The sequence below is a fragment of the Streptomyces sp. bgisy159 genome (assembly GCF_965341775.1).
GTDB lineage: Bacteria > Actinomycetota > Actinomycetes > Streptomycetales > Streptomycetaceae > Streptomyces.
The window spans coordinates 13,714-39,464 of the sequence record NZ_CBDQZH010000022.1; the positions used below are offsets into that span (position 1 = coordinate 13,714).

The window sequence follows — 25,751 nt, forward strand, 5'->3', positions numbered from 1 at the left end:
GCTACCTCTGGCTCGACTCGGTGGTGGACGGCTGGGCTGACGCGTCGAGGGCCCGGCCGGGTGGCGGCGCGGGCGTCCGCTCGGCCAACGGCACCACGGGGGGCAGATCCTCGGCGCGTTCGTGGAGGAAGACGCGTCGTACGACCCGTTCGGCTGCGTGTCCGTCGTCGAAATCACAGAAACGTCCGCGGAAGGCGGCGCGGCGCTCCGTCGTCTCCGCGGTGTCGTAGGCCCCGGTGTCCAGCAGCCGGACCAGTTCCGCCTGGGAGGTGGAGACCGCTCCGGGGGACTCCTGCAGCAGGTCGAAGTAGGTGCCGCGGACCGCGGAGTACACGTCCCAGTCGGGGGCGTGGATGATGATCGGGCGGTCCAGCACCGCGTAGTCGAACATCGCCGAGGAGTAGTCCGTGATGAGCGCGTCGGCGGCGAGGTAGAGCTCCTCGACCGGGTGGTGCGCCGAGACGTCGATGATCCGGCCGCTGCGGCGCAGGTCGGCGAGGTGCTGGGACGACGCGCCGTAGAAGTAGTGGCCGCGCACCATCAGGGTCACGTCCGGGCCGAGTTCCTGCGCCATCCGGGCCAGGTCGAGGCCCGGCCGGAAGTTCGGCTGGTACTCGCGGTGGGTCGGCATGTACAGGAACGCGCGCGTGCCGTCGGCCAGCCCGAGGTTCTCCCGCGCCCGGCGTACGTCGTCGGCGGTGGAGGTGACCAGCACGTCGTTGCGCGGGTAGCCGGTCTCCAGGGTGGTGTACGAGCAGGGGTACACCCGCTCCCAGACGGTGGTGGAGAACCGGTTGGCGCTGACGCTGTAGTCCCAGCGGTCGCAGCGCCTGAGGAGCTTGGCGAAGTCCATGTCGGTGGACGCCGGGTACTTGCGCTGGTCCAGGCCCATGGTCTTCAGCGGGGTGCCGTGATGGGTCTGGAGGTGGATCTGCCCCTCGCGCTTGACCACGACGTCCGCGAAGTTCACGTTGTTCACGAGGTACTTGGCGCGGGCCAGCGCGGCCCAGTACTCGCGCGACCCGACGGTCACGAAGTCGACGCCGGCGGGGGCCAGGGCGGCGGCCTCCGGACGCAGCACCCACACGCGGCGGATGTGCGGGGCCAGCCGGGCCAGTTGGGCGTCGATGGCGGCCGGGTTGCAGGAGACGCTGCGGCTCCAGTAGGCGGAGAACACCGCGAGGCCGTCGTCGAGCGGCAGGCGCAGCTGGGACTGGTAGAAGGCGCCCATCGCGCCGCGCTTGGACAGGGTGACGGCCGCGCCGGCCTTCTTCTTGACGCGCTGACGGAACCTCGCGGCGGTCATCGCGCTCGCCCAGGCGGCGTACGCGTCCCGCTCCAGCAGGGCGAACTTCTTGCCCTTGCCGGCGGGCGGCCGGGTGAAGCCCTGCGGCACCCGGGCCCGGTAGTCGGCGGAGGCCCGGTGGAAGAACTCGGCGCGCGCGTCGGCGGGCAGCCGTCCGGGCTTCTCCAGCACGGTCAGGTAGTGGGCGATCATCTTGCGGAACAGCGGCTCGCGCCATTCGTCCAGCTCGGGGTGCGCGTCGAGGAAGTCGAACACACGGCCGTACTGGTCGAAGATGTCGAAGTGCTTGCGGCTGGTGGTCCTGAGGATGTTGCCGCCCTCCCTGCGCTGCCGGTAGAGCACGCCCACGCGGTCGAGCAGGGCGATGCTCTCGGCGCTGATCAGGGAGCAGTACGTCCAGGGAGCGTCCTCGTAGTAGCCGGTGGGGAAGGTGAGGCCGACCCGGTCGACGAAGTCGCGGCGGTACGCCTTGTTCCAGACGATCTGCAACAGATCGAGCAGCTGGGGCCGGTCGGTCAGCCGGACCACGTCCGGGCCGTCGGTGCGCAGCAGGTCGGCGCGGTAGTTGCGCTCGACGCGGCCGTCCCAGTAGGAGCGGGCGTAGTCGTAGACGAGGATCTCGGGGTCCCCGGTGGCGTCGAGGCGCTCGGCGATCGCCGCCAGCGAGCCCTCGGTCATGGTGTCGTCGCTGTCGAGGAACAGGACGTAGTCGCCCTGGGCCCTCTCCAGGCCGGCGTTGCGGGCGTACCCCAGGCCCACGTTCTCCGTGAGATGGATCACCTTCACCCGGGCGTCCCGCCGGGCATAGTCGTCGAGGATGGCCCCTGACCCGTCCGGTGAGCAGTCGTCGACCGCGATGATCTCGAAGTCCGTGTAGTCCTGGTCGAGGACGGAGTCGAGACACTCGGAGAGATAGCCCTGCACCTTGTAGGCAGGGACGATGAGTGAGAGTCGGGGCATCCTTACAACCTGTTCCGAGGGCTGACCGCGAGGGATGGGCGGGCCGGGATGCCCGTCGGCGGCCCGGGATACCGCAGCCCTCAGGGTAAAGGATTCACGTGTTGTTCCCGTGGGTGAGGTGGTGGAGCGCCCGGCGGGCCATGAGATCTCTCTCGCATTCACGGTTTCCCTGTCTTTGACATGGCTTTGGTGGCATACATCCGGTATGCCCGACTCGATTTTCGCGCGCGCAGCGGGAAGTCTGCATCCGTTGACCGTCGATCGAGGAGGCGTGCGGATGAGTTGGCTGGTCACCGGCGGGGCCGGATACATCGGAGCCCATGTGGTGCGCGCTCTGGCCGAGGGCGGCCAGAGCGTCGTCGTCTACGACGACCTGTCGACGGGTACCGCCGAGCGGGTGCCCGAGGGTGTGCCGCTGGTCGTCGGCAGCGTGCTCGACGCCGAGCGGCTCGGGCAGGCGGTCCGCGACCACGCGGTCACCGGAGTCGTGCACATCGCCGCCAAGAAGCAGGTGGGGGAGTCGGTCGAGCAGCCGCTCCACTACTACCGGGAGAACGTCACCGGTCTGCAGACCCTGCTGGAGGTCATGGCGGCGAACGGCGTCGACCGCATCGTCTTCTCCTCCTCCGCCGCCGTCTACGGCATGCCCGACGTCGACCTCGTCACCGAGGACACGCCCTGCCTGCCGATGAGCCCCTACGGCGAGACCAAGCTGGTCGGCGAGTGGCTGATCAAGGCCGCCGCCGCGGCGCACGGGCTGCGGGCCGCCTCCCTGCGGTACTTCAACGTCGCCGGTGCCGCGAGCCCGGAGCTGGCCGACACGGGCGTCTTCAACCTCATCCCCATGGTGTTCGAGCGCCTGGAGGCCGACGAGGCCCCGCGGATCTTCGGCGACGACTACGCCACGCCGGACGGAACCTGCGTGCGCGACTACATCCATGTCGAGGACATCGCCTCCGCCCACCTCGCGGCGGCCCGGCGGCTGGAGGACGCTCCCGCCGGAACCGCCCTCTCGCTCAACATCGGGCGCGGCGAGGGCAGTTCGGTGCGGGAGATGGTGGACCGCATCCTGAAGGTCACCGGCCGTGAGGACCTGGCCCCGACGGTGGTCGAGCGCCGGGCGGGCGACCCCGCACGGGTGGTCGCCGCCGCCGACCGGATCCACCAGGAGCTGGGCTGGTCCGCCCGCTACGACCTGGACGCCATGATCGAGTCCGCCTGGGCGGGCTGGCGGCACTGGCACCGGTGATCCGGTGATCCGGTGACCCGGCGCACCACGGCCGGGTGCGCCGGGAGGCCGGTCAGACGAGCGCCTCCTTGTAGTAGATGCTGGCCCTCTTCCGTGAGTCCGTGTCGGACGTGACGGAGGCGAAGCCGCTGCACAGCCGTACCGCGAGCGGGTCGGCCGGGTCGGGAACCTGGATGGCCATGCCCTCCGGCTCGCGGTACGGCAGCGAGTAGCCCGCCCTGGTCAGCTTCTGCTCGACGACCGCGCCGGTGTTCCAGTCCACGCACGTGATGAACGTGTTGCCGTACGGCGAGACCGAGCCGTCCTTGCCGTACTGCGTGCCGGCCAGCAGGTAGAGGTGGCTGCCGTGGCTCGCGAAGCCCTGGAAGGTGTCCGGGTGGTCGGGCATGAGGTCCGCCGGCTGGGGCACGTCGGCGAGCGGGGTCCGGCCGCCCGCCTTGAAGTCGGCGAGGTCGTAGAGCCGGTACCGGAACGCCCCACCGGTCCGGCAGCGCACGGCGAGCCGGTTGTTCACCGGGTCGGTGGCGACGGTGGTGCGGTCGACGCCGCTCTCCAGCTGGTACTGCGTGACGGCGGGCGAGTCCGCGGTCAGCACCGATCCGTTCTGGAACCTGAAGCGGGCCAGCCGGTCGCCCCACCCCGAATAGGTGCCGTCCGCGTTCTGGGTGCGGACGGAATGCGTCTCGGTCCACAGATAACTGCCGGATGCGGTGGATTCGACACCGATCTGTACGCCATGTCCGAATCCGCGGAGATACATGGTGCCGAGAATCCGTCCGGAGAGGTCAAGGCGGGTCAGGCACAGATCTCCGTTGGCGGTGCGGTCACTGCCCGAATAGGTCCGCGTCTCGCCGGGCAACCGGAGTCCGCCGTCCACCAATTGCACGGTGAAAACATGTCCGGCGGCGTTGTCGAACGCGAAGGACTGCAGGACGCGTGTGCCCGCCAGCGGCACCTCCCGCAGGAGCATCGAGGAGGGCGCCGTGAGGTCGAACCGCTTGCTCGCGGTCACGGAACCCGGCGTGACGTGGTCCTGTGAGTCGCGCCGAGCGCTTTCCGTCCCGCGCGCCACGCCGACGGCGATCGCCGGAACGGCCGCCACGCCGGCGATCGCGCCCGCCGTCCTCAGAAGCTGTCTGCGGTTGAGCATGGTGTTTCGAAGCCCCCTCGGAAAGGAAACGCCGGCGTTCGGCGACGGCGGGTCATTAAAACACCTGGGATTTGTCGGCGACAGCACCGGCTGCGCCGCTGATTTTCATTCAGCCATTCTTGCGGAATCTTTACATCCGGTTGGCTGTGTTGTCGGGACAAGTCGGAATTTGCAGGCGTTGGCTTCCTTGATCGAACTCATTACTGTCCGCCCGGAGTGCGTTCGCCTCGGCATGGCTCGAACCTGCCCCCGTCGTGATGAGCACTGCTTGGCGTGCCCGATTCCGGGCCGCTTTGTCGTTCTGTCGAAGGGTGGGGTTCGTGGCGAGATCGGTCAGAGCGAGATCCGTCAGACGCGGCGTCGTCGTGTCGGTCTCCGGTGCACTGCTGGCGGGGCTCATGTCCGCGCCCGCCTTCGCCGCGGTCGTGGAGGCCGCCAGGCCGGCGGAGCGGACCGTCGACGTCCCGGCCCGCAAGGGCGACGTCGTGCGCGCGCAGCAGGCGGAACCCACCCAGACGAAGCCCGCGGCCACCACCTGGCCCCGGCCCGCGCGGGCCCGCGTCGCCCTGGGCGCCAAGGCGGCCCGGGCATCGGTGGTGTCGGTACAGGCCCCCACCGCCCAGCAGGCCGCCACCGCCGGAACCCCGCCGCAGGCCGCGTTCGGCGCCCGAGACCGGGACCCCGCGCTGTCCGGGGGCCTCGTCGGGCTCGCGCCGTCGGCTCCGGCGCCGAAGACGGTGGACGTCGAGGTGCTGGACCGCTCCGAGATCAAGCCGGTCGGCGGCATCGGCATGGGCCTGCGCCTGACCCGCAAGGACCGGCTGGCCGCCCCCGGCCCGGTCCGCGTCACGATCGACTACTCGGGCTTCGAGCACGCCTATGGCGGCGGCTTCGCGTCCCGGCTGCGCCTGGTGCAGATGCCCGCCTGCGCGCTCACCACGCCCGACAAGCCGGGCTGCTCCCCCGACCACCGCCGCTACCTCCCCGTCGACAACGACGTGGAGTCCGGCAAGCTGACGGCCACGGTGTACGCGGACGCCGACCCGACGCCCACCGTCACGTCCGGCGGGGCCCCGCTGCTCAGCAGCACCGCCTTCGCGGCCACCTCCGAGGCCACCGTGACGACGCTGACCACGGGATCGTCGTCCGACGAGGGCGACTACCGGGCCGGCAAGCTCAGCCCCACCGGGACCTGGGACGTCTCCATCGGCTCCGGCGCCTTCACCTACGACCTGCCGATCACCGTGCCCGAGGCGCCCTTCGGCACGACCCCGGAGCTGTCGCTGTCGTACAACTCCCAGTCCGTCGACGGCCGCACCTCCGCGACCAACAACCAGGCGTCCTGGGCCGGCATGGGCTGGGACCTCGACGTCGGCTACGTCGAGCGGCGCTACCGCAACTGCTCGCAGGACGGCATCCCCACCGTCGGCGACATGTGCTGGGACTCGCCCAACACCGGCATGGAACCGGACGGCGCCGTGTACGTCATCAGCCTCAACGGAGTGACCTCCCAGCTGATCCAGGACGACAACGGCACCGGCTCCTACCACCTCCAGGACGACCCGGGCTGGCGGGTGCAGCACCTCTGGGGCGGCCACGGCTCGGACGACGAGTACTGGGTGATCTCCACCCAGGACGGCATGCGCTACTACTTCGGCTGGGGCCGCAGCGAGCGCGACAGCGCCGCGACCGACTCCGTCCTCACCATCCCGGTGGCCGGCAACGACGCCGGGGAGCCCTGCCACGCCCAGTTCCCGGAGCCCTGCACGCAGGCCTGGCGCTGGAACCTCGACCGGGTCGTCGACCCCAACGAGGTCGAGAACGCCTACTTCTACGACAAGCAGACCAACCACTACCGGTCGGTCATCAACGCCGACAAGGCCCGCCGGTACGACGCCGCGAGCTACCTCGCCCGCATCGAGTACGGCTGGGCCTCCCAGATCACCGGCGCCCAGCTGCCTGCCGAGGTCGTGCTCAAGCACGTCGGCCGCTGCGTGGAGCGGATGAGCTACAAGGACCCGCTCGGCACCGAGCCGCCCGCCTGCCCCGGCATCTCCTCCAACCCGGACTCCTACCCCGACGTCCCCACCGACCTCATGTGCGACGGGACCTCGGCGGACAACTACTGCGCCGGCAAGACGTACTACCCGACGTTCTTCACCACCGACATGCTGTGGGACATCAAGACGTACGTCCGCGACACCGACGCCGACCCGTGGGCACCGGCGATGCAGTACCAGATGAAGTACGGCCTGCCCAACCCCGACGGCACGGTCGGCAAGACGCTCTGGCTCGACTACGTCCAGCGCAAGGGCTACGGCGACGGACCCGACCTGCGCCTGCCCGTCATCAACTTCAACGGCGAATGGCTGGACAACCAGGTCGGCTCCGGCACGCTCAACTTCCGCCGCGTCAACACCGTCTACGGCGACCTCGGCTCGGTGACCAGCGTGACCTACGGCGCGCCCGACGCCTGCGACATCAGCAGCCTGCCGAGCCAGTCCTCCAACACCCAGGACTGCTACTGGCAGAAGTGGGTCCCCGAAGGCGGCGCCGAACAGACCGGCTGGTTCAAGAAGTTCCTGGTCACCCAGGTCTCCGTCGACCCCGGCGTGGGGCAGGGCGCGAGCCACGACGGCGACCCGGTCATGACCACGCGCTACGAGTACCACGGCGGCGCCGGCTGGCGGTTCACCAACGACCCGCTCACCCCCGACGCCGACGAGACCTGGTCCGACTGGCGCGGCTACCAGCAGGTGGAGGTCTTCACCGGCACCAAGAGCAACGCCGGCTCCACCTACTACTGGCTCTACCGCGGACTCGACGGCGACCGAACCTCCAAGACGGACTCCTCCCTGACCCGCAGCGTCTCCGTCCAGGACGGCTTCGGCGACTCCTGGACCGACTCCGCCTGGCTGGCCGGCCGGACCCTGGAACAGTCCCGGCGCGACGGCGACGGCTCCTCCCACGAACGCGTCCGCAAGGAGTACTGGGTGCACAACACCGCCCAGTACGACGGCCTGCCCGACGCCCGCTTCGTGCGCGACAGCAAGACCTCCACGTACCAGAGCACCTCCCAGGGCTGGCGCGTCCACACCGTCAAGGACGAGTACGACGACACCTCCGCCACCAGCACCACCTACGGCCTGCCCCTGCGCACCAACGACTGGGGTCTGGAGAACTACGACGACAACCGCTGCACCACCTACGGCCGCGCCTACAACACGGCGAACTTCCCCGGCTCCGACGTCAAGCGCTGGATGGTCCTGGAGGACGAACGCCGCCACTACGCGGCCGACTGCGCCGCACGCGGCTCCGCCAACCAGGACGCCTACACGGTGACGCTGTACGACGGCTCCACCTCGGTCGCCGGCAACGACGCCGCCCTGGTCGACGGCAACGTCACCGAGGAGCGCCGCTACACGGGCGCGGGCACCTACCGCAGCACCTGGACCGACTACGACGCCGCCGGCCGCATCACCGCGACCTACGACGGCAAGCGCGCCAAGACCACGACGACGTACTCGCCGGCGACCTCCTGGCCGGTCGGCGGCGTCAAGGTCACCACCCCCGACCCCGACGGCACCGGACCGCTGACGGCGACGTCCACCACCACGTGGAACTCCCGCCTGTGGGGCACCCCGTACCGCACGCAGAACGCGAGCGGCCTCACCACCCGGTTCGTGCACGACTCGGTGGGCCACATCGTCCAGATCTTCAAGCCGACCGAGATCGGGAACTACCCGAGCGGCGACCCGTCGATGAAGTTCACCTACACCGTTCCGACGACGACCAACACCGACGGCGTGCCGGACGTGGTCAGCGGACCGCCGCGGGTGACCACGAGCGTCCTGCAGTCCGGCACCACCTACACGGACTCCTACGAGTACTACGACGGCCTCGGCCGCACCCGGGAGACCCAGTCGACGGCCCCCGACGGCACCGGACGCACCGTGGTCTCCACCCGCTACGACACCTCCGGCAACGTCACCGGCACCTCCGCGGCCTTCCACAACACGGGCGCGGCGGGCTCCGGGATGGTGCTGCCCACGGTGGCCGACCTGCCGTCCTACAACGACCCGATCCTCGACTGGGCGGGCCGGACGACCGAGGTCCAGACACTCGTCAACGGCGTTCCCCAGCCCGGCCGCCACACCCGGACCCACTACTTCGGCGACTACACCACCACCGTCCCGGCGACCGGCGAGCGCAGGGACAGCTTCACCGACGTCTTCGGCCAGACCACCCGGGTCGTGGAACACGGCCCCGACGGGACGCAGTCGACGTCGTACGACTACACCCGCAGCGGACAGCTGAGGCAGATCACCGACGCGAAGGGCAACACCACCGGCTACACCTACAACTGGCTCGGCGAACGCACGGCCACCACCGACCCGGACACCGGATCGTCCTCGACGACCTACGACGAGAACGGCAAGACCGCCACGGTGACCGACGGCACCGGCACCACGCTGAGCTACGCGTACGACGCGCTCCAGCGGCCCACGACGGTGAGTCAGGGCACGACGACCCTGCAGCGCACCACCTACGACAGCGCGCCCGGCGGCGCCGGCCGGGTGGCGGCGACCACGTCGTACGCGAACGGCCTGGCCTACACGCAGACCGTCACCGGGTACGACGACCGCGGACGCGTCACCGGCCGCGCCTACACCGTCCCGGACGACGGCTCCGGCCTGGCCGGCACCTACACCGTCGGATACGGCTACGACCTGGCCGACCACATGACGTCGGTGAGCTACCCGGCGGTCGGCGGCCTGCCCGCGGAGACCGTGACCACCACCTACACCGCCCAGGGCCTGCCCTCGAAGGTGTCCTCCCCGCTGGCCACCTACCAGTCCGCCATCGGCTTCGACGGCCTCGGCCGGCTCGACGCCCGCGCCTACGGCACGAGCGGCGGCCCGGACGCGACGGTGAACCGCGCCTACACCTACGACGACACCGACGGCAGCGGCGCGCTGACCAACATCACCACCACCGTGACCACCGGCACCACCACCCAGGTCGCCCAGGATGACACGTTCACCCGCGACCTCGGCGGCCAGCTCACCGGCGTCACCGACGGCGTGACGCACCAGAGCGAGTGCTATGCGTACGACGAACTCAACCGCGTCACCCGCGGGTGGACCACCCAGGCGACGGACGGCTGCGCCGGCGCGGCCCCAGCCGACCTGACCGGCGGGCTCGACCCGTACGACACGGCGTACACCTACGACGAGCTCGGCAACATCGAGTCCGTCACCGACACCACGGCCACCGGCGCGACGACCAGGGACTACACCTACCCCGGCTACAGCGCCGACGGATCGTCCTACACGGCGGGCCTGCCCCGCCCGCACGGCGTCACCCGGGCGGGCAACGACACCTTCGGCTACGACGACGCGGGCCGGATGACGTCCCGCACGGTCGACGGGGTCACCTCCGACCTGGAGTGGACCGCGCTGAACCGGGTCGGCCGCATCACCCGGCACACCGCCACGGGCGACGAGGTGTCCGGCTACGTGTACGGCACCGACGGCAACGTCCTGCTGCGCACCTCGCCGCAGGAGAACGTGCTCTACATCGACGGCCACGAACTCCACAAGGCGGCCGGCGGCAGCGTCCGGGCCACCCGCCTGTACTCGGCGGCGGGCACCGCCGTCGCCGTCCGGGAGGCCGACGGCACCACCGACGGCAAGCTGACCTGGCTGCTGAGCGACACCCAGGCGTCCACCTCCCTCGTCATCACCATGGGCGGCCTGGTCACCCGCCGCCGCTACACACCGTTCGGCAAGCAGCGCAACGCCGGCGGCGACCTGCCGGCGAGCCTCGACCGGGGGTACATCGGCAAGCAGGAGGACGACTCCACCGGCCTGTCGCTGCTCGGCGCCCGCATGTACGACGCGTCGCTGGGCCGCTTCCTCAGCCCGGACGAACTGACGGAACCGACCGACCCGCAGAACCTGTCGGCGTACAGCTACAGCGACAACAACCCCATCGCCTACAGCGACCCGTCGGGTCTGAGGCTCCTGTGCGGCATCTACGGCGAGCCGGCCTGCCCCAGGAACGACAGGAACGGCGACGGAATCCCCGACAAGCCGAAGACGAAGAAGACCACGAAGACCACGAAGACCACGAAGGGAACGACGGGCAAGAAGTCCGGCGGCACGACCACCACCTCGGCGCCCCCCGGGGACGACTCGACGATCAGCGCCCTCATCGAGAAGGTCAGCGGCTTCACCGACTACATGCGCAGCTACCTGAACACCACCGGGCTGTGCGTGAACGGCAGCGCGTCGGCCATCATCGGCGTCAACGGCAGCGTCTGCCTCGTGCGGACCACGTCGGCCCGCGGCAAGACGGCGTGGGCGGTCACCGGATCGGCCGAGTTCACGGAGGGCCTCGACTTCGGAGCCGGGGTGACCGGCAACGCCCTGTTCAGCAACGCGGACTCACTGGACCAGCTGCGTGGTCTCGGCTCGGGCGTCGACGCCGAATGGGGGCCGCTGCACGGCGGCTGGCGGGGCACCTTCGACACGAAGAACTCCAGAGGCGACACCGTCAACGTCTTCACGGGCGGCTTCGGCCCCGCCTCGGAGTTCGGCCTGAGCGTGGGCTCAGGGTCGACCGGCATCACCCGAGTCGCCGACATCCCGTCGGCCCTCGTCAACATCGCGGGGAAGGTCGGCAACAAGATCCTCTCGATCTTCTAGGCCTACCGCCTCCCCCGCCCCCACCACCCTCGGCGGCCTGTCCTGTGCGGACAGGCCGCCGAGGCCGTCCCGCACAGGTCCGCGAAGTGGACCACCCGGGCACGCTCCGTACATCTTCGCGTAGATTGCAACAGCCACGTCCGACCTGGCGTGGGCGCGAGGGTGGAGGAAAGCACGTGTCAGCGGCAAGGCATCAGGTCGCCCAGGCCCGCAGGATCGTCGTCAAAGTGGGCTCCTCGTCCCTGACCACCGCGGCCGGTGGTCTCGACGCGGACCGCGTGGACGCGCTGGTCGACGTCCTCGCCAAGGCCCGCAGCGGTGGCGAGAAGGAGATCGTCCTGGTCTCCTCGGGCGCCATCGCCGCCGGACTCGCCCCGCTCGGCCTGCGCCGCCGCCCCAAGGACCTGGCCCGCCAGCAGGCCGCCGCCAGCGTCGGCCAGGGCCTGCTCGTCGCCCGCTACACCGCCTCCTTCGCCCGCTACGGCGTCCGCGTCGGCCAGATCCTGCTGACCAGCGACGACATGAGCCGCCGCGCCCACCACCGCAACGCCTCGCGCACGCTGGACAAGCTCCTCGCGATGGGCGCCTTCCCCATCGTCAACGAGAACGACACCGTCGCCACCGACGAGATCCGCTTCGGCGACAACGACCGCCTCGCCGCCCTCGTGGCCCACCTCGTCCACGCCGACCTGCTGGTGCTGCTCTCCGACGTCGACGGCGTCTACGACGGCGACCCCAGCAGGCCGGGCACCTCGCGCATCGCCGAGGTGCGCGGGCCCTCCGACCTCGCCGAGGTGGAGATCGGCAGCGCGGGCAAGGCCGGCGTCGGCACCGGCGGCATGGTCACCAAGGTCGAGGCCGCCCGGATCGCCGCCGCCGCCGGTGTCCCGGTGGTGCTGACCAGCGCCGTCCACGCGGCCGACGCCCTGGCCGGCGGTGACACCGGCACCTGGTTCCACACCACCGGCAGGCGCTCCGCCGACCGCCTGCTCTGGCTCCAGCACGCCTCCACCCCCCAGGGCGCCCTCACCCTCGACGACGGGGCCGTACGCGCGGTCGTCGAGCGGCGCACCTCACTGCTGCCGGCCGGTATCGCCGGCGTCGAGGGCGAGTTCAGCGCCGGCGACCCGGTCGAGCTGCGCGACGGCGCGGGACGCGCGGTGGCCCGCGGGCTGGTCAACTTCGACGCCAAGGAACTCCCGCAACTGCTCGGCCGCTCCACCCGCGAGCTGGCGCGGGAACTCGGACCGGCGTACGAGCGGGAGGTCGTCCACCGGGACGACCTGGTGATCCTGCACCCCTAGGGACCCTCGGGCGGTTCTCCGCCGGCCGGCACACCGGCCAGGTCGCACAAGTCCGACCAGGTCGAACAGCCGTCTCGGTCCGGCCGAACGGGCACTCCAGGGGCGTCGAACGGGCACGCCCCGGAACGTCGAACGGGCGCTCCCCGCCGGGTCGAACGATCCGTACCCGTGGGGGACGTTCCGTGAAAGCGCCCCAAGGACGCCCTCCGCCTGCCAACTTGGTGTCGACAGACACGTTCCGTACGAGCGCCGCACAAGCGTGAAGGAGGCCGTCGTGAGACGAGTGCGCCCTGGGGTGGCGGCGTCCCGTGGCGGCACGGGCCGCTCCGGCGAGGCGTCCGCGTCCGCCCGCACGGCGGGCGAGGAGCGCACCCTGACCAGCGTCACCGCCGGCGAGCGGTACGAGGAGCCGAAGGACCTGCCCCGGCTGTGGCACGTCACCCTCAGCGTCTCCGGCGAGGACGTCCCCCTCAAGGACCTGCGCCGGGCCCTGGAACAGCTCGCCCATGACCATCCCTTCCTGCTGACCAGCCGCTACGCCGCCGACCACGCGGAGATCCGCTACTGGGAGGAGGCCCGCGACCTGCACGACGCGGCCGCCGTCGCCCTGCGCCTGTGGGGCGAGCACCGTCACACCGCCGGACTGCCGCGCTGGGAGATCGTCGGCCTGGAGGTCATCGACCGCGAGACCTACCACCAGCGCGTCGCCGAGGGCTACGGCCCGCCACCGGCCACCCCGGTCGGCGTCCATCCGTTCTAGTGGTATTGCCCCGCCGGTGCCGGAGGGGCGCGGCCCGTCATCCGTTTTGGTCCGGTGTCTCGCGGTTTGGGACAAGCGGTGATCCGGGACCACGCGGCGCACTACCCTTCCCCCATGACCACGCTCTCCCCGTACGACTCCATGACCCCGGTCACCCGGGCCGCCTACCGCGCCAAGGCGGCCGCCGCCGATCTCGCGCCGCTGCCCCGCGCCGCGAAGGACGACGCGCTGCTCGCCATCGCGGACGCGCTGGAGGTCCGTACCAGCGAGATCGTCGAGGCCAACGCCCAGGACATCGCCAAGGCCCGCGAGGCCGGCACCAGCGAGGCGATCGTCGACCGGCTGACCCTCACCCCCGAGCGGGTGCGCGCCATCGCCTCCGACGTACGGGACGTCGTCGCGCTGCCCGACCCGGTCGGCGAGGTGGTGCGCGGCTCCACCCTGCCCAACGGCATCGACCTGCGCCAGGTCCGCGTCCCGCTGGGTGTCGTCGGCATCATCTACGAGGCCCGCCCGAACGTCACCGTGGACGCCGCGGCCCTCTGCCTGAAGTCCGGCAACGCGGTCCTGCTGCGCGGCTCCGCCTCCGCCTACGCGTCGAACACCGCCCTGGTCCGCGTGATCCGCGACGCCGTCGGCGGCGCCGGGCTGCCCGCCGACGCCGTCCAGCTGGTGCCCGGCGAGAGCCGCGACAGCGTGCGCGAGCTGATGCGCGCCCGCGGCCTGGTCGACGTTCTGATCCCGCGCGGCGGCGCCTCCCTCATCCAGACGGTCGTCAGCGAGTCCACCGTCCCGGTGATCGAGACCGGCACCGGCAACTGCCACGTCTACGTCGACGCCCACGCCGACATCGACATGGCGATCGACATCCTGATCAACTCCAAGGCGCAGCGGGTCAGCGTGTGCAACGCCGCCGAGACGCTCCTCGTCCACCAGGACATCGCGCCCGAGTTCCTGCCCCGCGCCCTGGACGCCCTCGCCGACGCCGGGGTCACCGTCCACGCCGACGAGCGGGTGCTGGCCCACGCCAAGGGCTCCCGGGCGACCGTCGTGGAAGCTACGGCCGAGGACTGGGAGACCGAGTACCTCTCCCACGACATCGCCGCCGCCGTCGTGGACTCGCTGGAGCGGGCCGTGGAGCACATCCGGCTGTGGACCTCCGGCCACACCGAGGCCATCGTCACCACCTCCCAGCAGGCCGCTCGCCGGTTCACCCAGCTGGTCGACTCCACCACGGTCGCCGTGAACGCCTCCACCCGCTTCACCGACGGCGGCCAGTTCGGCTTCGGCGCGGAGATCGGCATCTCCACCCAGAAGCTGCACGCCCGCGGCCCCATGGGCCTGCCGGAGCTCACCAGCACCAAGTACATCGTCACGGGTGACGGGCACGTCCGGCGCTGACCCCGGCCGTCCGCGGGCGGCCGGTACGGTGTCTCGCCTGGCGGATAATTTCCGTACCGTCTGCCCAACTTGCCCCCCCAGGTCTACTCTGGAGGAGTGCCGGAGGACGTGGGGGGCACGCCGTTCCGTGACGGCTGGGAGCCCGACGACGACCACGACCGCGGAGTGTCGGACGAAGAGTTCGCCTCCGTGGTCTTCGACGAGGCCTTCGTGGCGGCGGCCGTCATCCACGAGCCGACCGCCGTCGAGCGCCTCCTGGCCGCCGCGCAGTCCAGAGCGGAGGCGGCCGAGGCGGAGACCCGGCGCGCGCACGCCCGGGGCGAGCGCTACGACGACGCCCACGGCCCCGACGGTCCGGGCGGTTTCGGCCATGATCCGGACTACGACGACCTCGACGACACGGACCTCTTCGACGACCGCCGCGGCTATGGACCGTACGGCCGGCAGGCGGTCCGCTGGCACCGCCCGGTCGCCTGGATGCTCGCCGTCGTGATGGGGGTCGGCATGGTCGCGCTGGCCTTCGCCGCGGTGTACCGGGGCGCCTCCTCGGACAGCCGCGACCAGGTCCCGCCGCCCGCCTCCACCGGCCCGGAGCAGGGCGGAGCGGTGACGCCGTCGACCTCCGCCGACTCTTCCAGGCCACCCGTGGCGGCGGTGCCCCCGACCCCCTGACCACCCGCCCCGAACGTGGTGGGGACCTGTCAGAAGTTGTCCTGTCGCTCCGCGTTTACCCGGGCTCGCGCGGACCTACTCTGAAGGTATGGGCGGGCCTGGAGACCCACCGGAGGGGACCCCCGAGGGCGCTCCCGGAGGTGGCGAGGACGAGTACCGATCCGTCGTCTTCGACGAGTCGTTCGTTCGCGCTGCCCGCCTCCAGGAGTACTCCGCCGAGGAGCGGATCGCCGACCACGCCCCCGCCGTACGCCGCCGGGCCCCGGTGCATCGGGGGCTGTCCCGGCAGGCGCTGATCCTCGTCGTGCTGATCGCCCTGGCCTTCGGCACGGCCATCTACATGGGCGTGCGCAGCCCCTACGAGTCACCCCTGGCCGCCCGGCAGACCACCGAGCCGCTGCGGATGACGGTGATCCCGCTCGCCCCGCAGGGCAAGGTGCCCGGCGCCCCCGACCCGGAGCGGCTCTTCGCCCGCAGCCCCGCCGCCCAGTTCCGCCTCGGCGCCGAAGGCATTCCGCTGCCCCCCTCCCGGCGCACCGCGCACTTCTCCGACAGCCAGGTCGTCACGGCGCTGACCACGGCGAAGGACTACATCGTGCACTCGTCGCTGTACCCGGAGGTGCTGACCGGGCAGCAGGTGCGACCGGTACGGATGCTGCTCGACGCCGACCAGCTGGACCAGTTCGACACGAGCTTCCAGCACCCGGCGGCGGACGGGCGGCACGCTCCGACCGGCTGGCTGGTCCGCTTCGACCCGGCCCAGGTCGAGCTGGCCGACCGCAAGATCCGCGTCCAGGGCACGCTGCAGGCCGCCGAGGCGGACGCGGCCACCCTTGAGGTGACCGCCGACCACACCTTCGTCTACGCCCTGCGCCCGGCCGGCTCCGAGGCCGGGGCGCCCGCGTCGCTGTTCACCGTCCGGCGCACCCTGCAGTTCCGCTTCGACCGCGACAACCTGCGGGTCCACCAGACCCGGCTCATCGTCTCCTACGTCCAGGCCGGCCCGTTGTCCTGCTCGGAGGACACCACCGACCACCTGCACCCGCTGCTGTCCGGCCAGACCGCCACCGTCGGCGGCCCGGCGGGCACCGACCCCTACGCGACCGGCAACGCCACGGCCCTGTGCGGCACGCTGGCGAACACCGCCCAGCCCAAGGTGTAGGGGCGAAGCCCCCAGCGGCCCCGCCCCCGGGGCGGGGGCCTGACGGACGAGGCGATCAACGCCCAGTCCGACAGCCTCATCGGCCGCTCAGTCGTCGGCGCCCGGCCGCTCGTCCTTCGGGGAGCCGTCGCCCGGCCCGTCCTTCGGCGGAGCCGAGCCGGTGAAGCCGGTGAAGCCGCGCCGCACCCGGCCGCCCAGGTCGCCCGCGCCGCCCGCGAGGTCGCTGACCAGCTTCATCAGCGGGTCCTTGGAGGACTTGACGTGGGTGGCGTAGTGCGAGGCCGACTCACGGAAGGAGTCCGAGACCGAGGTGTCCTTGTCCTCGTCGCGGCGCGGGTAGTGCCCGTCCATGATCCGCTGGTAGTCGCGGGACTCGGACCACTTCTTCAGTTCGGCCGCGCGCACCGTGGTGAACGGGTGGGAGCGGGGCAGCACGTTCAGGATCTTCAGCACCGAGTCGCGCAGGTCGCCGCCCTGCTCGTACTCCTCGGCCTGCTTCAGGAACGCATCCACGTTCATCTCGTGCAGGTGGTTGCCGCCGGCAATCTTCATCAGGCCGCGCATGGAGGCCCGCAGGTCCTGTCCCACCAGCAGTCCCGCACGGTCGGCCGACAGCTCCGACTTGCGGAACCACTCCCGCAGCGCCGTCACGATCGCCATGATCGCGAGGTTGCCCAGCGGGATCCACGCGACCCGGAGCGCGAGGCTGGTCAGGAACAGCAGGATCGTGCGGTAGACGGCGTGCCCGGACAGGGCGTGCCCCACCTCGTGGCCGATGACCGCCCGCATCTCCTCCTCGTCGAGCAGCTCGACGAGCCCGGTGGTGACCACGATGATCGGCTCGTCCAGGCCGATGCACATCGCGTTGGGCCGTGGATCCTGCGTGACGTACATCGGCGGGACCTTCTCCAGATCCAGGATGTAACAGGCGTCCCGCAGCATGTCGTTGAGGTGGGCGAACTGCTGGTCCGAGACCCGCACGGAGTCGGACAGGAACAGCAGCCTGAGGCTGCGCTCGGGCAGCAGCCCGCTGAGCGCCTTGAACACCGTGTCGAAGCCGCTGAGCTTGCGCAGTGCCACCAGCGCCGACCGGTCGGCCGGGTGCTCGTAGGCGCGGGAGGAGATCCCCGGGAACCGCCTGCGCTGCCTGCTGGGCACCTTCCCCTGCTCGGTGTGCTGGTGACCGTCGTCGGACATGTCTTCCCCCATGCGCGTGAGAATGGCCCTTTGCGGACCCTTGTACGACCCTTTGCGCCCCCGAAGCAGGGCCCAGCCTAGGCGGAGTTACGGTGGACGGGCACCACACGTGAGGAGTCCCGCGTCATGGAGCCCGACCCCGCAGCCGCGTGGCTCACCGAGGCCGCGGCCGCCGCCCAACGGCAGGGCGCGGGGAATCTCCTCCGCGTCGTGCTGATCGTGATGGTCGTGGGCTGCGTGCTGGCCGCGTGGTTCCTGCTGCGAGGCTACAGGCGGAAGGACGACTGAGCGCCCCCGAAGGTTCCCGGCGGCTCCCCGACGGCGGAGTCGGCGTGATCGCCGTAGAACCCGCCGCTTACCATGGGCCGACGTCTTTATCCCGCCCACACCCGGATAGGTCCTGCCGAAGATGAGCTTCCACAGCGCCGCCGCCCAGTTGGTCACCATCGCCGCCGAGGGCGAGGAGCACGGTGGCAACCACGAGAGCCTCAGCCCCTACGTCACCGGTGGCGGAGCCCTCCTCATCCTGCTGCTCCTGCTGTGGGTCACCACACGTTTCAACCGCGACCGCTGAGGTACCGCCCCGTGGTCATACCGGGGCGCTCCGGGCATCCTCGGCCCGAGCGCTTCAGGCGGGGCCGGTAGGGTCTGCACGCATGGGAGAGCAGGACATGCCTACCGGCCCGTCGCACACGGGCAAACGCCGCCTCGGCGTCATGGGCGGGACGTTCGATCCGATCCACCACGGGCACCTCGTGGCGGCCAGTGAGGTCGCCGCGCAGTTCCACCTGGACGAGGTCGTCTTCGTCCCGACCGGGCAGCCGTGGCAGAAGAGCCACCGCGACGTCTCCCCGGCCGAGGACCGCTACCTGATGACGGTCGTCGCGACGGTGGAGAACCCCCAGTTCTCCGTGAGCCGCATCGACATCGACCGCGGCGGCCCCACCTACACCGTGGACACCCTGCGGGACCTGCGGGCGCTCAACCCCGACACCGATCTGTTCTTCATCACCGGTGCGGACGCCCTGGGCCAGATCCTCACCTGGCGGGACTCCGAGGAACTGTTCTCCCTCGCGCACTTCATCGGGGTCACCAGGCCGGGACACCACCTGACCGACCCCGGACTGCCCGAGGGCGGTGTCTCGCTCGTCGAGGTGCCCGCCCTCGCCATCTCCTCCACGGACTGCCGTGCGAGAGTCGCCAAGGGCGAACCCGTCTGGTATCTGGTGCCGGACGGAGTCGTGCGCTACATCGACAAGCGCCAGTTGTACCGCGGCGAGTGAGGCGAGCGGGCCGAGAGGGGTGCCGGTGAACGACCGATACGACGCGGGCTACGGAGACGCCCCCTACGAGCTCGTCGGCTACGACGAGTACGGACAGCCGGTGTACCGGCAGGTCTGGCCCGGGCAGCCCCAGCAGCAGCCCTACGACCCGTACGCCCAGCAGCAGGGCTACGGCTACGGGCAGCAGGGCTACGGCTACGACCCGTACGCCACCGGCCAGCAGCCACCCGCCCCCCACGACACCGGGCGGCAGCAGCACGTGCCCGCCCAGGACACCGGTCGGCAGCCCCCGGCCCCGACGTCCTACGACACCGGCCGGCAGCAGCCCGGGCCGTCGCCCTACGACACCGGGACGCAGACGCCCGTGGGCTACGACCCCTACGGCGGCGGGGGCCCCGCCGCGGACCGGCCGGGGCAGGGCGGCGGTCCTGCACCGTACGACCAGTACGCCCCGTACGCCCCGTACGCCCCGTACGGGCAGTCGGCCGGCGGGCGGCAGCCGCGGGTCGCCGAGCAGACCGCCCACATCCCGCAGCAGTCCCGCCCCGTGGACTCCGAACGGGAACCACGGCAGGACACGGGCCCGGACGGACGCGAGTACCACACCGGGCAGTTCGCCTTCGTCGAGGAGCCCGACGGTGACTCCGAGGACGTCATCGACTGGCTGAACTTCACCGAGAACCGCACCGAGCGCCGCGAGGAGGCCAAGCGACGCGCCCGAAGCCGGCTCATCGCCCTCGTCGTCGTCCTCGCCCTGGTCGCCGTCGGCGGGGCCGGCTACCTCTGGTACGCCGGGAAGCTGCCCGGTCTGTCGTCCTCCGACGGCAAGCAGGGCACCACCGCGGCCGCCGGGCCCCAGCAGCGCGACGTGATCGTCGTACATCTGCACGACACCGCGAAGGGCGGCACCGCCACCGCTCTCCTCGTCGACAACACCACCACCCGGCAGGGCACCACGATGCTGCTGCCGAACTCCCTGGTGGTCACCACCGAGGACGGCACCACGACCACCCTGGCCAAGTCCGTCGAGGAGGACGGCTCCTCCGGCACCCGCGACGCGCTGAACACCGCCCTCGGCACCGACATCCAGGGCACCTGGCGCCTGGACACCCCGTTCCTGCAGAACCTCGTCGACCTCGTCGGCAACATCGAGGTCGACACCGACACCGACGTCCCCGACCCCGGCGCCAAGAAGGGCACGCTCCTCGTCCACAAGGGCGAGGGCCAGACCCTCAGCGGCAAGATGGCCGTCGCCTACGCCACCTACCGCGGCGCCGAGGAGGCGCAGAACGCCCAGCTCCAGCGGTTCGGGCAGGTCATGCAGGGGGTGCTGCGCAAGCTGTCCTCCGACGAGCAGGGCGCCACGCTCACCGTGCAGACCCTCGCGCAGATCCCCGACCCGTCGCTGTCGGAGAAGGACCTCGGCGCCTTCCTCGCCAAACTCGCCGACCTCGCCAAGGGCGGCGACTACCAGACCGCCCTGCTGCCCGTGGAGGCCGACGGCACGCTGAGCGCCAAGGCCGGCGCCGGCGTCGTCAAGGACGTCCTCGGCGGCACCGCGAAGAGCCCCGAGCAGGGCGCCGCCGTGACCGTCTCCGTGGAGAACGCCACCGGCGTCCGGGCGAACACCGAGGACGCGCGTGTGGTGCTCCTCAACGGCGGCTTCAGCTTCCTGGAGGCCGGCACCGCCGAGGACACCCGGGCCACCTCGAAGGTGCTGTACAAGGACGACGCCGGCAAGGAGAACGCCACCGAGGTCGCCAAGACCCTGGGCCTGCCCACCAGCGCGGTGGCCAAGGGCACCGTGCCCGGCAACGCGTCCGTGGCCGTGGTCCTCGGCAAGGACTACGAGCCCCGCGCGTCCTCGTCCTAGCCGCACCCCGGCGCCGCGGCGGGTCCCCGCACACGGCGCCGGAGTGCGCTGGTCCGTGGGGGCCGTCGGCGGGCCGTGAGACCCTTGAAGGCAACTGACCACCTACGGAAAGCCACGCAGTGACCGCCACCGACCGTTCTGTCCAGCTCATCAACACCGCCGCGCAGGCGGCCGCCGACAAGCTCGCGCACGACATCATCGCCTACGACGTCAGCGACGTGCTGTCGATCACGGACGCCTTCCTGCTGGCCTCCGCGCCCAACGACCGCCAGGTCAAGTCGATCGTCGACGAGATCGAGGAGCGCCTGCTGAAGGAGCGCGGCGCCAAGCCGGTACGCCGCGAGGGCGACCGCGAGGCCCGCTGGGTCCTGCTCGACTACGTGGACGTCGTCGTCCACGTCCAGCACAGCGAGGAGCGGGTCTTCTACGCCCTGGAGCGGCTGTGGAAGGACTGCCCCGAGCTGGAGCTGCCCGAGGACGCCAGGGCGACCCGGGGCAAGGCCGAGGAGCACGCCAAGCTGCAGGCCGCCGAAGCGGACGCGGTCGAACCCGGGGGTGAGTGGTGAGCGCCACGGGTGAGGTGTCCGAGCGCAGGACCGGCCGCGGCCGCCGCGTCATCCTGTGGCGGCACGGCCAGACCGCGTGGAACGTGGAGCGCCGTTTCCAGGGCACCACGGACGTCCAGCTGACCGAGGCCGGCGTGGCCCAGGCCCGCCGCGCCGCCCGGCTGCTGGCCTCCCTCGGGCCCGACGCGATCGTCTCCTCGGACCTGACGCGCGCCGCGCGCACGGCCGCCGAGCTGGCCGTGCTCACCGGTCTGGACGTCACCGTCGACGAGGCGCTGCGCGAGACGTACGCCGGCGTCTGGCAGGGGCTGACCCACGAGGAGATCATCGCCCGCCACGGTGAGGAGTACGCCGCCTGGAAGCGCGGGGAGCCGGTCCGCCGCGGCGGTGGCGAACTGGAGACCGAGGTCGCCGACCGGGCCGCCCCGGTCGTGCTGCGGCACGCGGAGAAGCTTCCCGAGGACGGCACGCTCGTGGTGGTCAGCCACGGCGGCACCATCCGCACCACCATCGGCCGGCTGCTCGGCCTGGACGCCCGCGACTGGGAGAGCCTGGGCGGTCTCTCCAACTGCTGCTGGTCCGTCCTCGGCGAGGGCGCCCGCGGCTGGCGGCTGCTGGAGCACAACGCCGGCACCCTGCCGGAACCGGTCCTCGGTGACGACGACTGACCGCGGATTTCACTTTCCGCAGGTCGCAGGCTAAAGTTCTTCTTGTTCGCCCCGCCGAGCGGGGCGCGACACCATGCGGCTCCGCCGCGTGGACGAGGGGCTATAGCTCAGTTGGTAGAGCGCCTGCATGGCATGCAGGAGGTCAGGAGTTCAATTCTCCTTAGCTCCACTGGTCGACACTCTATTGAGTTGTCAAAGATCGGTAGATGAGGATCCCGTCCCTTCGAGGGGCGGGATTTTTCATTGCTCGACGGGCTCTTTCGCGTAGCGGCTCCACAACAGCGCCGTCCGTCGCGAACTCTCCTCGTCCTCCGGCGTGTAGACGACGATCCGGCACTCGGGCATCCCGTCGACCGAGAACGACATCGAGGTCATCCGCAGCTCACCCACCGTCGCGTGCCGGAACACCTTCACCCGCCGCCCCGGCTGGGCCACGTCACCGGAACCCCACAGGCGCGCGAACTGCGGACTGGCCGCCGCCAGCGCCCTTATGAACTCCTCCCAGGCCGGCTCGCCGGCATGCACCCCGTACGCCGAGCGCAGGGTCGCCACCATCGTCGGCAGCTCGGTCTCCCGGGACACCAGGGGGCACAGCTCCTGCGGGACCGTGAACAGCGCCCACAGCGCGTTCCGCGGCTGCGTGCGGCTCGCGTCGTCCGCCCTGAAGAACAGGTCGCGGTAGACGGCGTTGGCGGCCAGGATGTCGTAGCGCGCGTTGTAGACCACGGCCGGACGCGGGACCAGCGCGTCGATGATGCCCTGGACCTCGGGCCCGACGCACTGCGCCGACGGCTTCGACGGCGGCAGGTACGGCACTTCGGCGAGATGGAACAGGTGCTCCCGCTCCGACGGGTCCAGCCGCAGGGTGCGCGCCACCGCGTTCAGCACCTGCGCGGAGGCGTTGATCGGTCTGCCCTGCTCCAGCCACGTGTACCAGGTCACCCCCACGCCGGAGAGCTGGGCGACCTCCTCGCGGCGCAGCCCGGGCGTCCGGCGCCGCAGCCCCGGCGGCATCCCCACGTCCGCCGGTGTCACCCGGGCGCGTCGGCTGCGCAGGAAGGCCGCCAGCTCGGGCCTGCGCCGCTGCGTCGTCGCCATCGTCATGTCCCCCATGGTCGAACTCCCACCGCTGACCTGACAGGTGCTGTCAGTACCAGCATCAGCGGGCACTCGGCACCCGTATCGAGGCGTCGTCAGGCTTTACGGCATGACGACCACACCTCGACCGGGCACCGCCGTGGCGCCCGCCGCTGTCACTACGGAAAGTAAACACCCCGCCACTGACAATCGGCCCCGCCCGCTGCTCACGGTCCTCCTCGCCGCCCAGTTCATGGCCCTGCTCGACGTGTTCATCGTGAACGTCGCGGCCCCCACGATCGGTTCCGACCTGCGTGCCTCCGGCGCCGATCTGCAACTCGTCGTCGCCGGCTACGCCATCACCTACTCGGTTCTGCTGATCACCGGCGCCCGCCTCGGCGACCGGTTCGGCCACGGCCGGGTCCACCTCGCCGGGCTCGCGCTCTTCACCGCGGCCTCCCTCGCCTGCGGGCTGGCCCAGGGCGCCACCGAGCTGATCCTCTTCCGGCTGGCGCAGGGCGCCGGATCGGCGCTGATGATCCCGCAGGTGCTCAGTCTCATCCAGCGGTCCTTCACCGGCGAGGCCCGCATCCGGGCGCTCGGCGCGTACTCGGCGGTCCTCGCTCTCGGCGCGGCGTCCGGGCAGGTGGTCGGCGGCGTCCTGGTCAGCGCCGACCTGCTGGGCACCGGGTGGCGGCCGGTGTTCCTGGTCAACGTGCCGGTCGGCCTGGTGCTGCTCGCCGTGGGCCACCGCGTCCTGCCGCGGGGCACCGGGTCCGGCCACACCCGCAGCCTGGACGGGCCGGGACTCGTGCTGCTGGCGGCGGCGGTCTCGCTGGTGACCGTGCCGCTGGTGCTCGGCCAGGAGAAGGACTGGCCGCTGTGGTCGTGGCTGTCGCTGACCGCCGGTGCCGCCGTCTTCGCCCTGTTCTGCGGATACGAGTCCCGGCTCGCCCGGCGCGGCGGTACCCCGCTGATCGCGCCCCGGGTGGTGCGCCACCCCGGGATGGGCCTCGCCGTGCTGCGCATCGCGGGCGCGATGACCGTCAACGCGGGCTTCCTGTTCGCCCTCACCCTGCACCTGCAGGGCGGTCTCGGGGACAGCCCACTGCGGGCCGGGCTGACCTTCGCGCCGACGGCCCTGGTGTTCGGTGTGATCGGGCTGACCTGGCGCCGGTGGCCCGCCCGGTGGCAACCGCTGCTGATTCCCGCCGGGTTCGTACTGCTCGCCCTCGCCGTGCTGGGCGTGGGGCTGACGCTGGAGAGCGGCACCCATGGCGGCGTTCTGGTGTTCGCCGCCTACTTCGGGGTCGGGGCGGGCGTCGCCCTCGCCTTCAGCCCGACGCTCACCGGGGCACTCGCCACGGTGCGGCCCGAGGACGCGGCGGACGCCAGCGGGCTGCTCGCCACGGTCACCCAGCTCGGCCAGCTGGTCGGGGTGGCCGCCTTCGGAGCACTCTTCCTCGACCGGCTTGAGTCACTCGGGGCCTTGTCGGCGTATACCTCTGGGCAAGCTCTTCTGACATGCATGTGCGCGCTCGCCGCGACGGCCGTCGCGGGTGCCGTGTCCGGACTGGTACGACGGCGTCGCTGACCGTGTCGGTCCGGTCGTGGCAGAATCAAACGGCCGGAAGGGGGCGCGGCCCGACGGGAGGGAGTGGCGATGCCTGCGAGCATCCTCGAAGAGGTCGGCGGCCTCTTCGCGGGGGCGACGACCCGGGAAACGGTGACCCGCCTGAGCTGCCCCTCCTGTGGTTCCGCGCACGTGGCCCAGGTCCTCGGGGACAACGGCGGCATCTCGTACGTGTGCACGTCCTGCGGCCACAGCTGGAGCTGATCGATGGGTGCACACAGGCGGAAGTGTGACTGGTGCGGCAGCGGCAATCCGATCGTCCGTGACATGGAGCCGGTCAACTCCGACTACCAGTACTGGTGCGAGGAGTGCGCGCGGGCGCTGATCATAAAAGGCGACCCGATCGAGACGTACCGCGAACTGGAGGGGGAGCCGATCTACGGCCGGCTCCTGGAGGAGCACTGCACGCTCAAGCGGTTCTACTCGTTCGTGACGGCCTGACGCGGACCACATCGCGGTCCGCGTCCGGGCCCGGGGAAACCGATTTGGTGTTCCACCCTCCGGACCGTGTAATGTTGGCGTCGCCGCCGGGGAAACCCGGAGGACAGCGGAAAAGCGCGGTTCCACCGCGTGACGCGAGGGGCTATAGCTCAGTTGGTAGAGCGCCTGCATGGCATGCAGGAGGTCAGGAGTTCAATTCTCCTTAGCTCCACAGCAGATCCCGCCGGATCCTATGATCCGGCGGGATTTTTCGTCTTCTTGGCGAGGCGCTTCCGCTCGGGAGGCCGCGGTCCGCCCCGGTGGGGGCGCGGACCGGAGCACGGGGCCGCCGCGTGGGCG

20 protein-coding genes and 2 tRNA genes are annotated in these 25,751 nt (G+C 71.2%); 18 read left to right on the forward strand and 4 right to left on the reverse strand.

Features of this window, described 5'->3' with window-relative positions:
* Nucleotide 1: 1 nt before the first annotated feature.
* A complete protein-coding gene (locus tag ACSLTV_RS21300) occupies nt 2–2,266 on the reverse strand; it encodes a bifunctional glycosyltransferase/CDP-glycerol:glycerophosphate glycerophosphotransferase (RefSeq protein ID WP_432137429.1) in 2,265 nt (754 codons plus the stop codon).
* Nucleotides 2,267–2,543: 277 nt separating this feature from the next.
* On the opposite strand from ACSLTV_RS21300, the gene galE reads away from it, so the two are divergent.
* Nucleotides 2,544–3,515, forward strand: coding sequence for a UDP-glucose 4-epimerase GalE (gene galE / locus ACSLTV_RS21305; RefSeq protein WP_432157147.1), 972 nt, complete (start codon nt 2,544–2,546; stop codon nt 3,513–3,515).
* A gap of 52 nt (nt 3,516–3,567) precedes the next feature.
* Here the strand turns inward: galE and ACSLTV_RS21310 are convergent, their stop codons facing one another.
* Nucleotides 3,568–4,527, reverse strand: a complete 960-nt coding sequence (locus tag ACSLTV_RS21310) for a phage baseplate protein (RefSeq protein WP_432137431.1) — start codon at nt 4,525–4,527, stop codon at nt 3,568–3,570.
* A gap of 458 nt (nt 4,528–4,985) precedes the next feature.
* On the opposite strand from ACSLTV_RS21310, the gene ACSLTV_RS21315 reads away from it, so the two are divergent.
* From ACSLTV_RS21315 to ACSLTV_RS21340, 6 genes are all read left to right on the forward strand, one after another.
* Nucleotides 4,986–11,375 carry an RHS repeat-associated core domain-containing protein gene (locus ACSLTV_RS21315; RefSeq protein WP_435612659.1) on the forward strand — a complete coding sequence of 2,130 codons (6,390 nt, stop codon included), beginning with the start codon at nt 4,986–4,988 and terminating at the stop codon, nt 11,373–11,375.
* Nucleotides 11,376–11,551: 176 nt separating this feature from the next.
* Nucleotides 11,552–12,679, forward strand: coding sequence for a glutamate 5-kinase (gene proB, locus ACSLTV_RS21320; protein ID WP_432137433.1), 1,128 nt, complete (start codon nt 11,552–11,554; stop codon nt 12,677–12,679).
* A gap of 283 nt (nt 12,680–12,962) precedes the next feature.
* On the forward strand, nt 12,963–13,439 hold the full coding sequence (locus tag ACSLTV_RS21325) for a hypothetical protein (protein ID WP_432137526.1): 477 nt from the start codon (nt 12,963–12,965) through the stop codon (nt 13,437–13,439).
* A gap of 114 nt (nt 13,440–13,553) precedes the next feature.
* Nucleotides 13,554–14,840 (forward strand): glutamate-5-semialdehyde dehydrogenase, encoded by a 1,287-nt coding sequence (locus ACSLTV_RS21330; protein ID WP_432137434.1) that lies wholly within the window; start codon nt 13,554–13,556, stop codon nt 14,838–14,840.
* 96 nt (nt 14,841–14,936) lie between these two features.
* Nucleotides 14,937–15,512 (forward strand): hypothetical protein, encoded by a 576-nt coding sequence (locus tag ACSLTV_RS21335; RefSeq protein WP_432137435.1) that lies wholly within the window; start codon nt 14,937–14,939, stop codon nt 15,510–15,512.
* Between the two features lie 88 nt (nt 15,513–15,600).
* Entirely contained in the window at nt 15,601–16,674 is a 1,074-nt protein-coding gene (locus ACSLTV_RS21340) for a hypothetical protein (protein ID WP_435612660.1), read from the forward strand.
* A gap of 87 nt (nt 16,675–16,761) precedes the next feature.
* Here the strand turns inward: ACSLTV_RS21340 and ACSLTV_RS21345 are convergent, their stop codons facing one another.
* Entirely contained in the window at nt 16,762–17,883 is a 1,122-nt protein-coding gene (locus ACSLTV_RS21345; RefSeq protein WP_432137437.1) for a M48 family metallopeptidase, read from the reverse strand.
* Nucleotides 17,884–17,997: 114 nt separating this feature from the next.
* Between ACSLTV_RS21345 and ACSLTV_RS21350 the strand changes: the two genes are divergently transcribed.
* The 7 genes from ACSLTV_RS21350 (at nt 17,998) to ACSLTV_RS21380 (ending at nt 22,430) form a co-directional block, all read left to right on the forward strand.
* A complete protein-coding gene (locus tag ACSLTV_RS21350; RefSeq protein ID WP_432137438.1) occupies nt 17,998–18,159 on the forward strand; it encodes a hypothetical protein in 162 nt (53 codons plus the stop codon).
* Nucleotides 18,160–18,280: 121 nt separating this feature from the next.
* Nucleotides 18,281–18,445 (forward strand): hypothetical protein, encoded by a 165-nt coding sequence (locus ACSLTV_RS21355; protein WP_432137439.1) that lies wholly within the window; start codon nt 18,281–18,283, stop codon nt 18,443–18,445.
* 82 nt (nt 18,446–18,527) lie between these two features.
* Nucleotides 18,528–19,154, forward strand: coding sequence for a nicotinate-nucleotide adenylyltransferase (nadD, locus tag ACSLTV_RS21360; RefSeq protein WP_432137440.1), 627 nt, complete (start codon nt 18,528–18,530; stop codon nt 19,152–19,154).
* A 25-nt stretch (nt 19,155–19,179) separates the two neighbouring features.
* Nucleotides 19,180–21,027: a LytR C-terminal domain-containing protein gene (locus tag ACSLTV_RS21365; RefSeq protein ID WP_435612661.1), complete on the forward strand. Its 1,848-nt coding sequence runs from the start codon at nt 19,180–19,182 to the stop codon at nt 21,025–21,027.
* Nucleotides 21,028–21,146: 119 nt separating this feature from the next.
* Nucleotides 21,147–21,593 carry a ribosome silencing factor gene (gene rsfS / locus ACSLTV_RS21370; RefSeq protein ID WP_432137442.1) on the forward strand — a complete coding sequence of 149 codons (447 nt, stop codon included), beginning with the start codon at nt 21,147–21,149 and terminating at the stop codon, nt 21,591–21,593.
* Complete coding sequence (locus ACSLTV_RS21375; protein ID WP_432137443.1) at nt 21,590–22,261, forward strand: histidine phosphatase family protein; 672 nt, start codon at nt 21,590–21,592, stop codon at nt 22,259–22,261. Before rsfS ends, ACSLTV_RS21375 begins: the two co-directional genes overlap by 4 nt.
* A gap of 96 nt (nt 22,262–22,357) precedes the next feature.
* Nucleotides 22,358–22,430, forward strand: a tRNA-Ala gene (locus ACSLTV_RS21380).
* A gap of 71 nt (nt 22,431–22,501) precedes the next feature.
* Here ACSLTV_RS21380 and ACSLTV_RS21385 read toward each other — a convergent pair.
* Nucleotides 22,502–23,365, reverse strand: coding sequence for a helix-turn-helix transcriptional regulator (locus ACSLTV_RS21385; protein ID WP_432137444.1), 864 nt, complete (start codon nt 23,363–23,365; stop codon nt 22,502–22,504).
* Nucleotides 23,366–23,468: 103 nt separating this feature from the next.
* Between ACSLTV_RS21385 and ACSLTV_RS21390 the strand changes: the two genes are divergently transcribed.
* The 4 genes from ACSLTV_RS21390 (at nt 23,469) to ACSLTV_RS21405 (ending at nt 25,623) form a co-directional block, all read left to right on the forward strand.
* On the forward strand, nt 23,469–24,932 hold the full coding sequence (locus ACSLTV_RS21390; RefSeq protein ID WP_432137445.1) for an MFS transporter: 1,464 nt from the start codon (nt 23,469–23,471) through the stop codon (nt 24,930–24,932).
* Nucleotides 24,933–25,001: 69 nt separating this feature from the next.
* Nucleotides 25,002–25,175 (forward strand): hypothetical protein, encoded by a 174-nt coding sequence (locus ACSLTV_RS21395; RefSeq protein ID WP_432137446.1) that lies wholly within the window; start codon nt 25,002–25,004, stop codon nt 25,173–25,175.
* A 3-nt stretch (nt 25,176–25,178) separates the two neighbouring features.
* Nucleotides 25,179–25,412, forward strand: a complete 234-nt coding sequence (locus tag ACSLTV_RS21400) for a hypothetical protein (protein WP_432137447.1) — start codon at nt 25,179–25,181, stop codon at nt 25,410–25,412.
* Between the two features lie 138 nt (nt 25,413–25,550).
* Nucleotides 25,551–25,623: transfer RNA gene (locus tag ACSLTV_RS21405), tRNA-Ala, on the forward strand.
* Nucleotides 25,624–25,751: the final 128 nt, after the last annotated feature.

Coding starts and splice junctions, on each gene's coding strand:
- ACSLTV_RS21300 (WP_432137429.1), bottom strand. CDS start 2,266: ATGCCCCGACTCTCACTCATCGTCCCTGCCTACAAGGTGCAGGGCTAT.
- galE (WP_432157147.1), top strand. CDS start 2,544: ATGAGTTGGCTGGTCACCGGCGGGGCCGGATACATCGGAGCCCATGTG.
- ACSLTV_RS21330 (WP_432137434.1), top strand. CDS start 13,554: ATGACCACGCTCTCCCCGTACGACTCCATGACCCCGGTCACCCGGGCC.
- ACSLTV_RS21340 (WP_435612660.1), top strand. CDS start 15,601: ATGGGCGGGCCTGGAGACCCACCGGAGGGGACCCCCGAGGGCGCTCCC.
- ACSLTV_RS21345 (WP_432137437.1), bottom strand. CDS start 17,883: ATGGGGGAAGACATGTCCGACGACGGTCACCAGCACACCGAGCAGGGG.
- ACSLTV_RS21350 (WP_432137438.1), top strand. CDS start 17,998: ATGGAGCCCGACCCCGCAGCCGCGTGGCTCACCGAGGCCGCGGCCGCC.
- ACSLTV_RS21355 (WP_432137439.1), top strand. CDS start 18,281: ATGAGCTTCCACAGCGCCGCCGCCCAGTTGGTCACCATCGCCGCCGAG.
- nadD (WP_432137440.1), top strand. CDS start 18,528: ATGGGAGAGCAGGACATGCCTACCGGCCCGTCGCACACGGGCAAACGC.
- ACSLTV_RS21385 (WP_432137444.1), bottom strand. CDS start 23,365: ATGACGATGGCGACGACGCAGCGGCGCAGGCCCGAGCTGGCGGCCTTC.
- ACSLTV_RS21390 (WP_432137445.1), top strand. CDS start 23,469: ATGACGACCACACCTCGACCGGGCACCGCCGTGGCGCCCGCCGCTGTC.
- ACSLTV_RS21395 (WP_432137446.1), top strand. CDS start 25,002: ATGCCTGCGAGCATCCTCGAAGAGGTCGGCGGCCTCTTCGCGGGGGCG.
- ACSLTV_RS21400 (WP_432137447.1), top strand. CDS start 25,179: ATGGGTGCACACAGGCGGAAGTGTGACTGGTGCGGCAGCGGCAATCCG.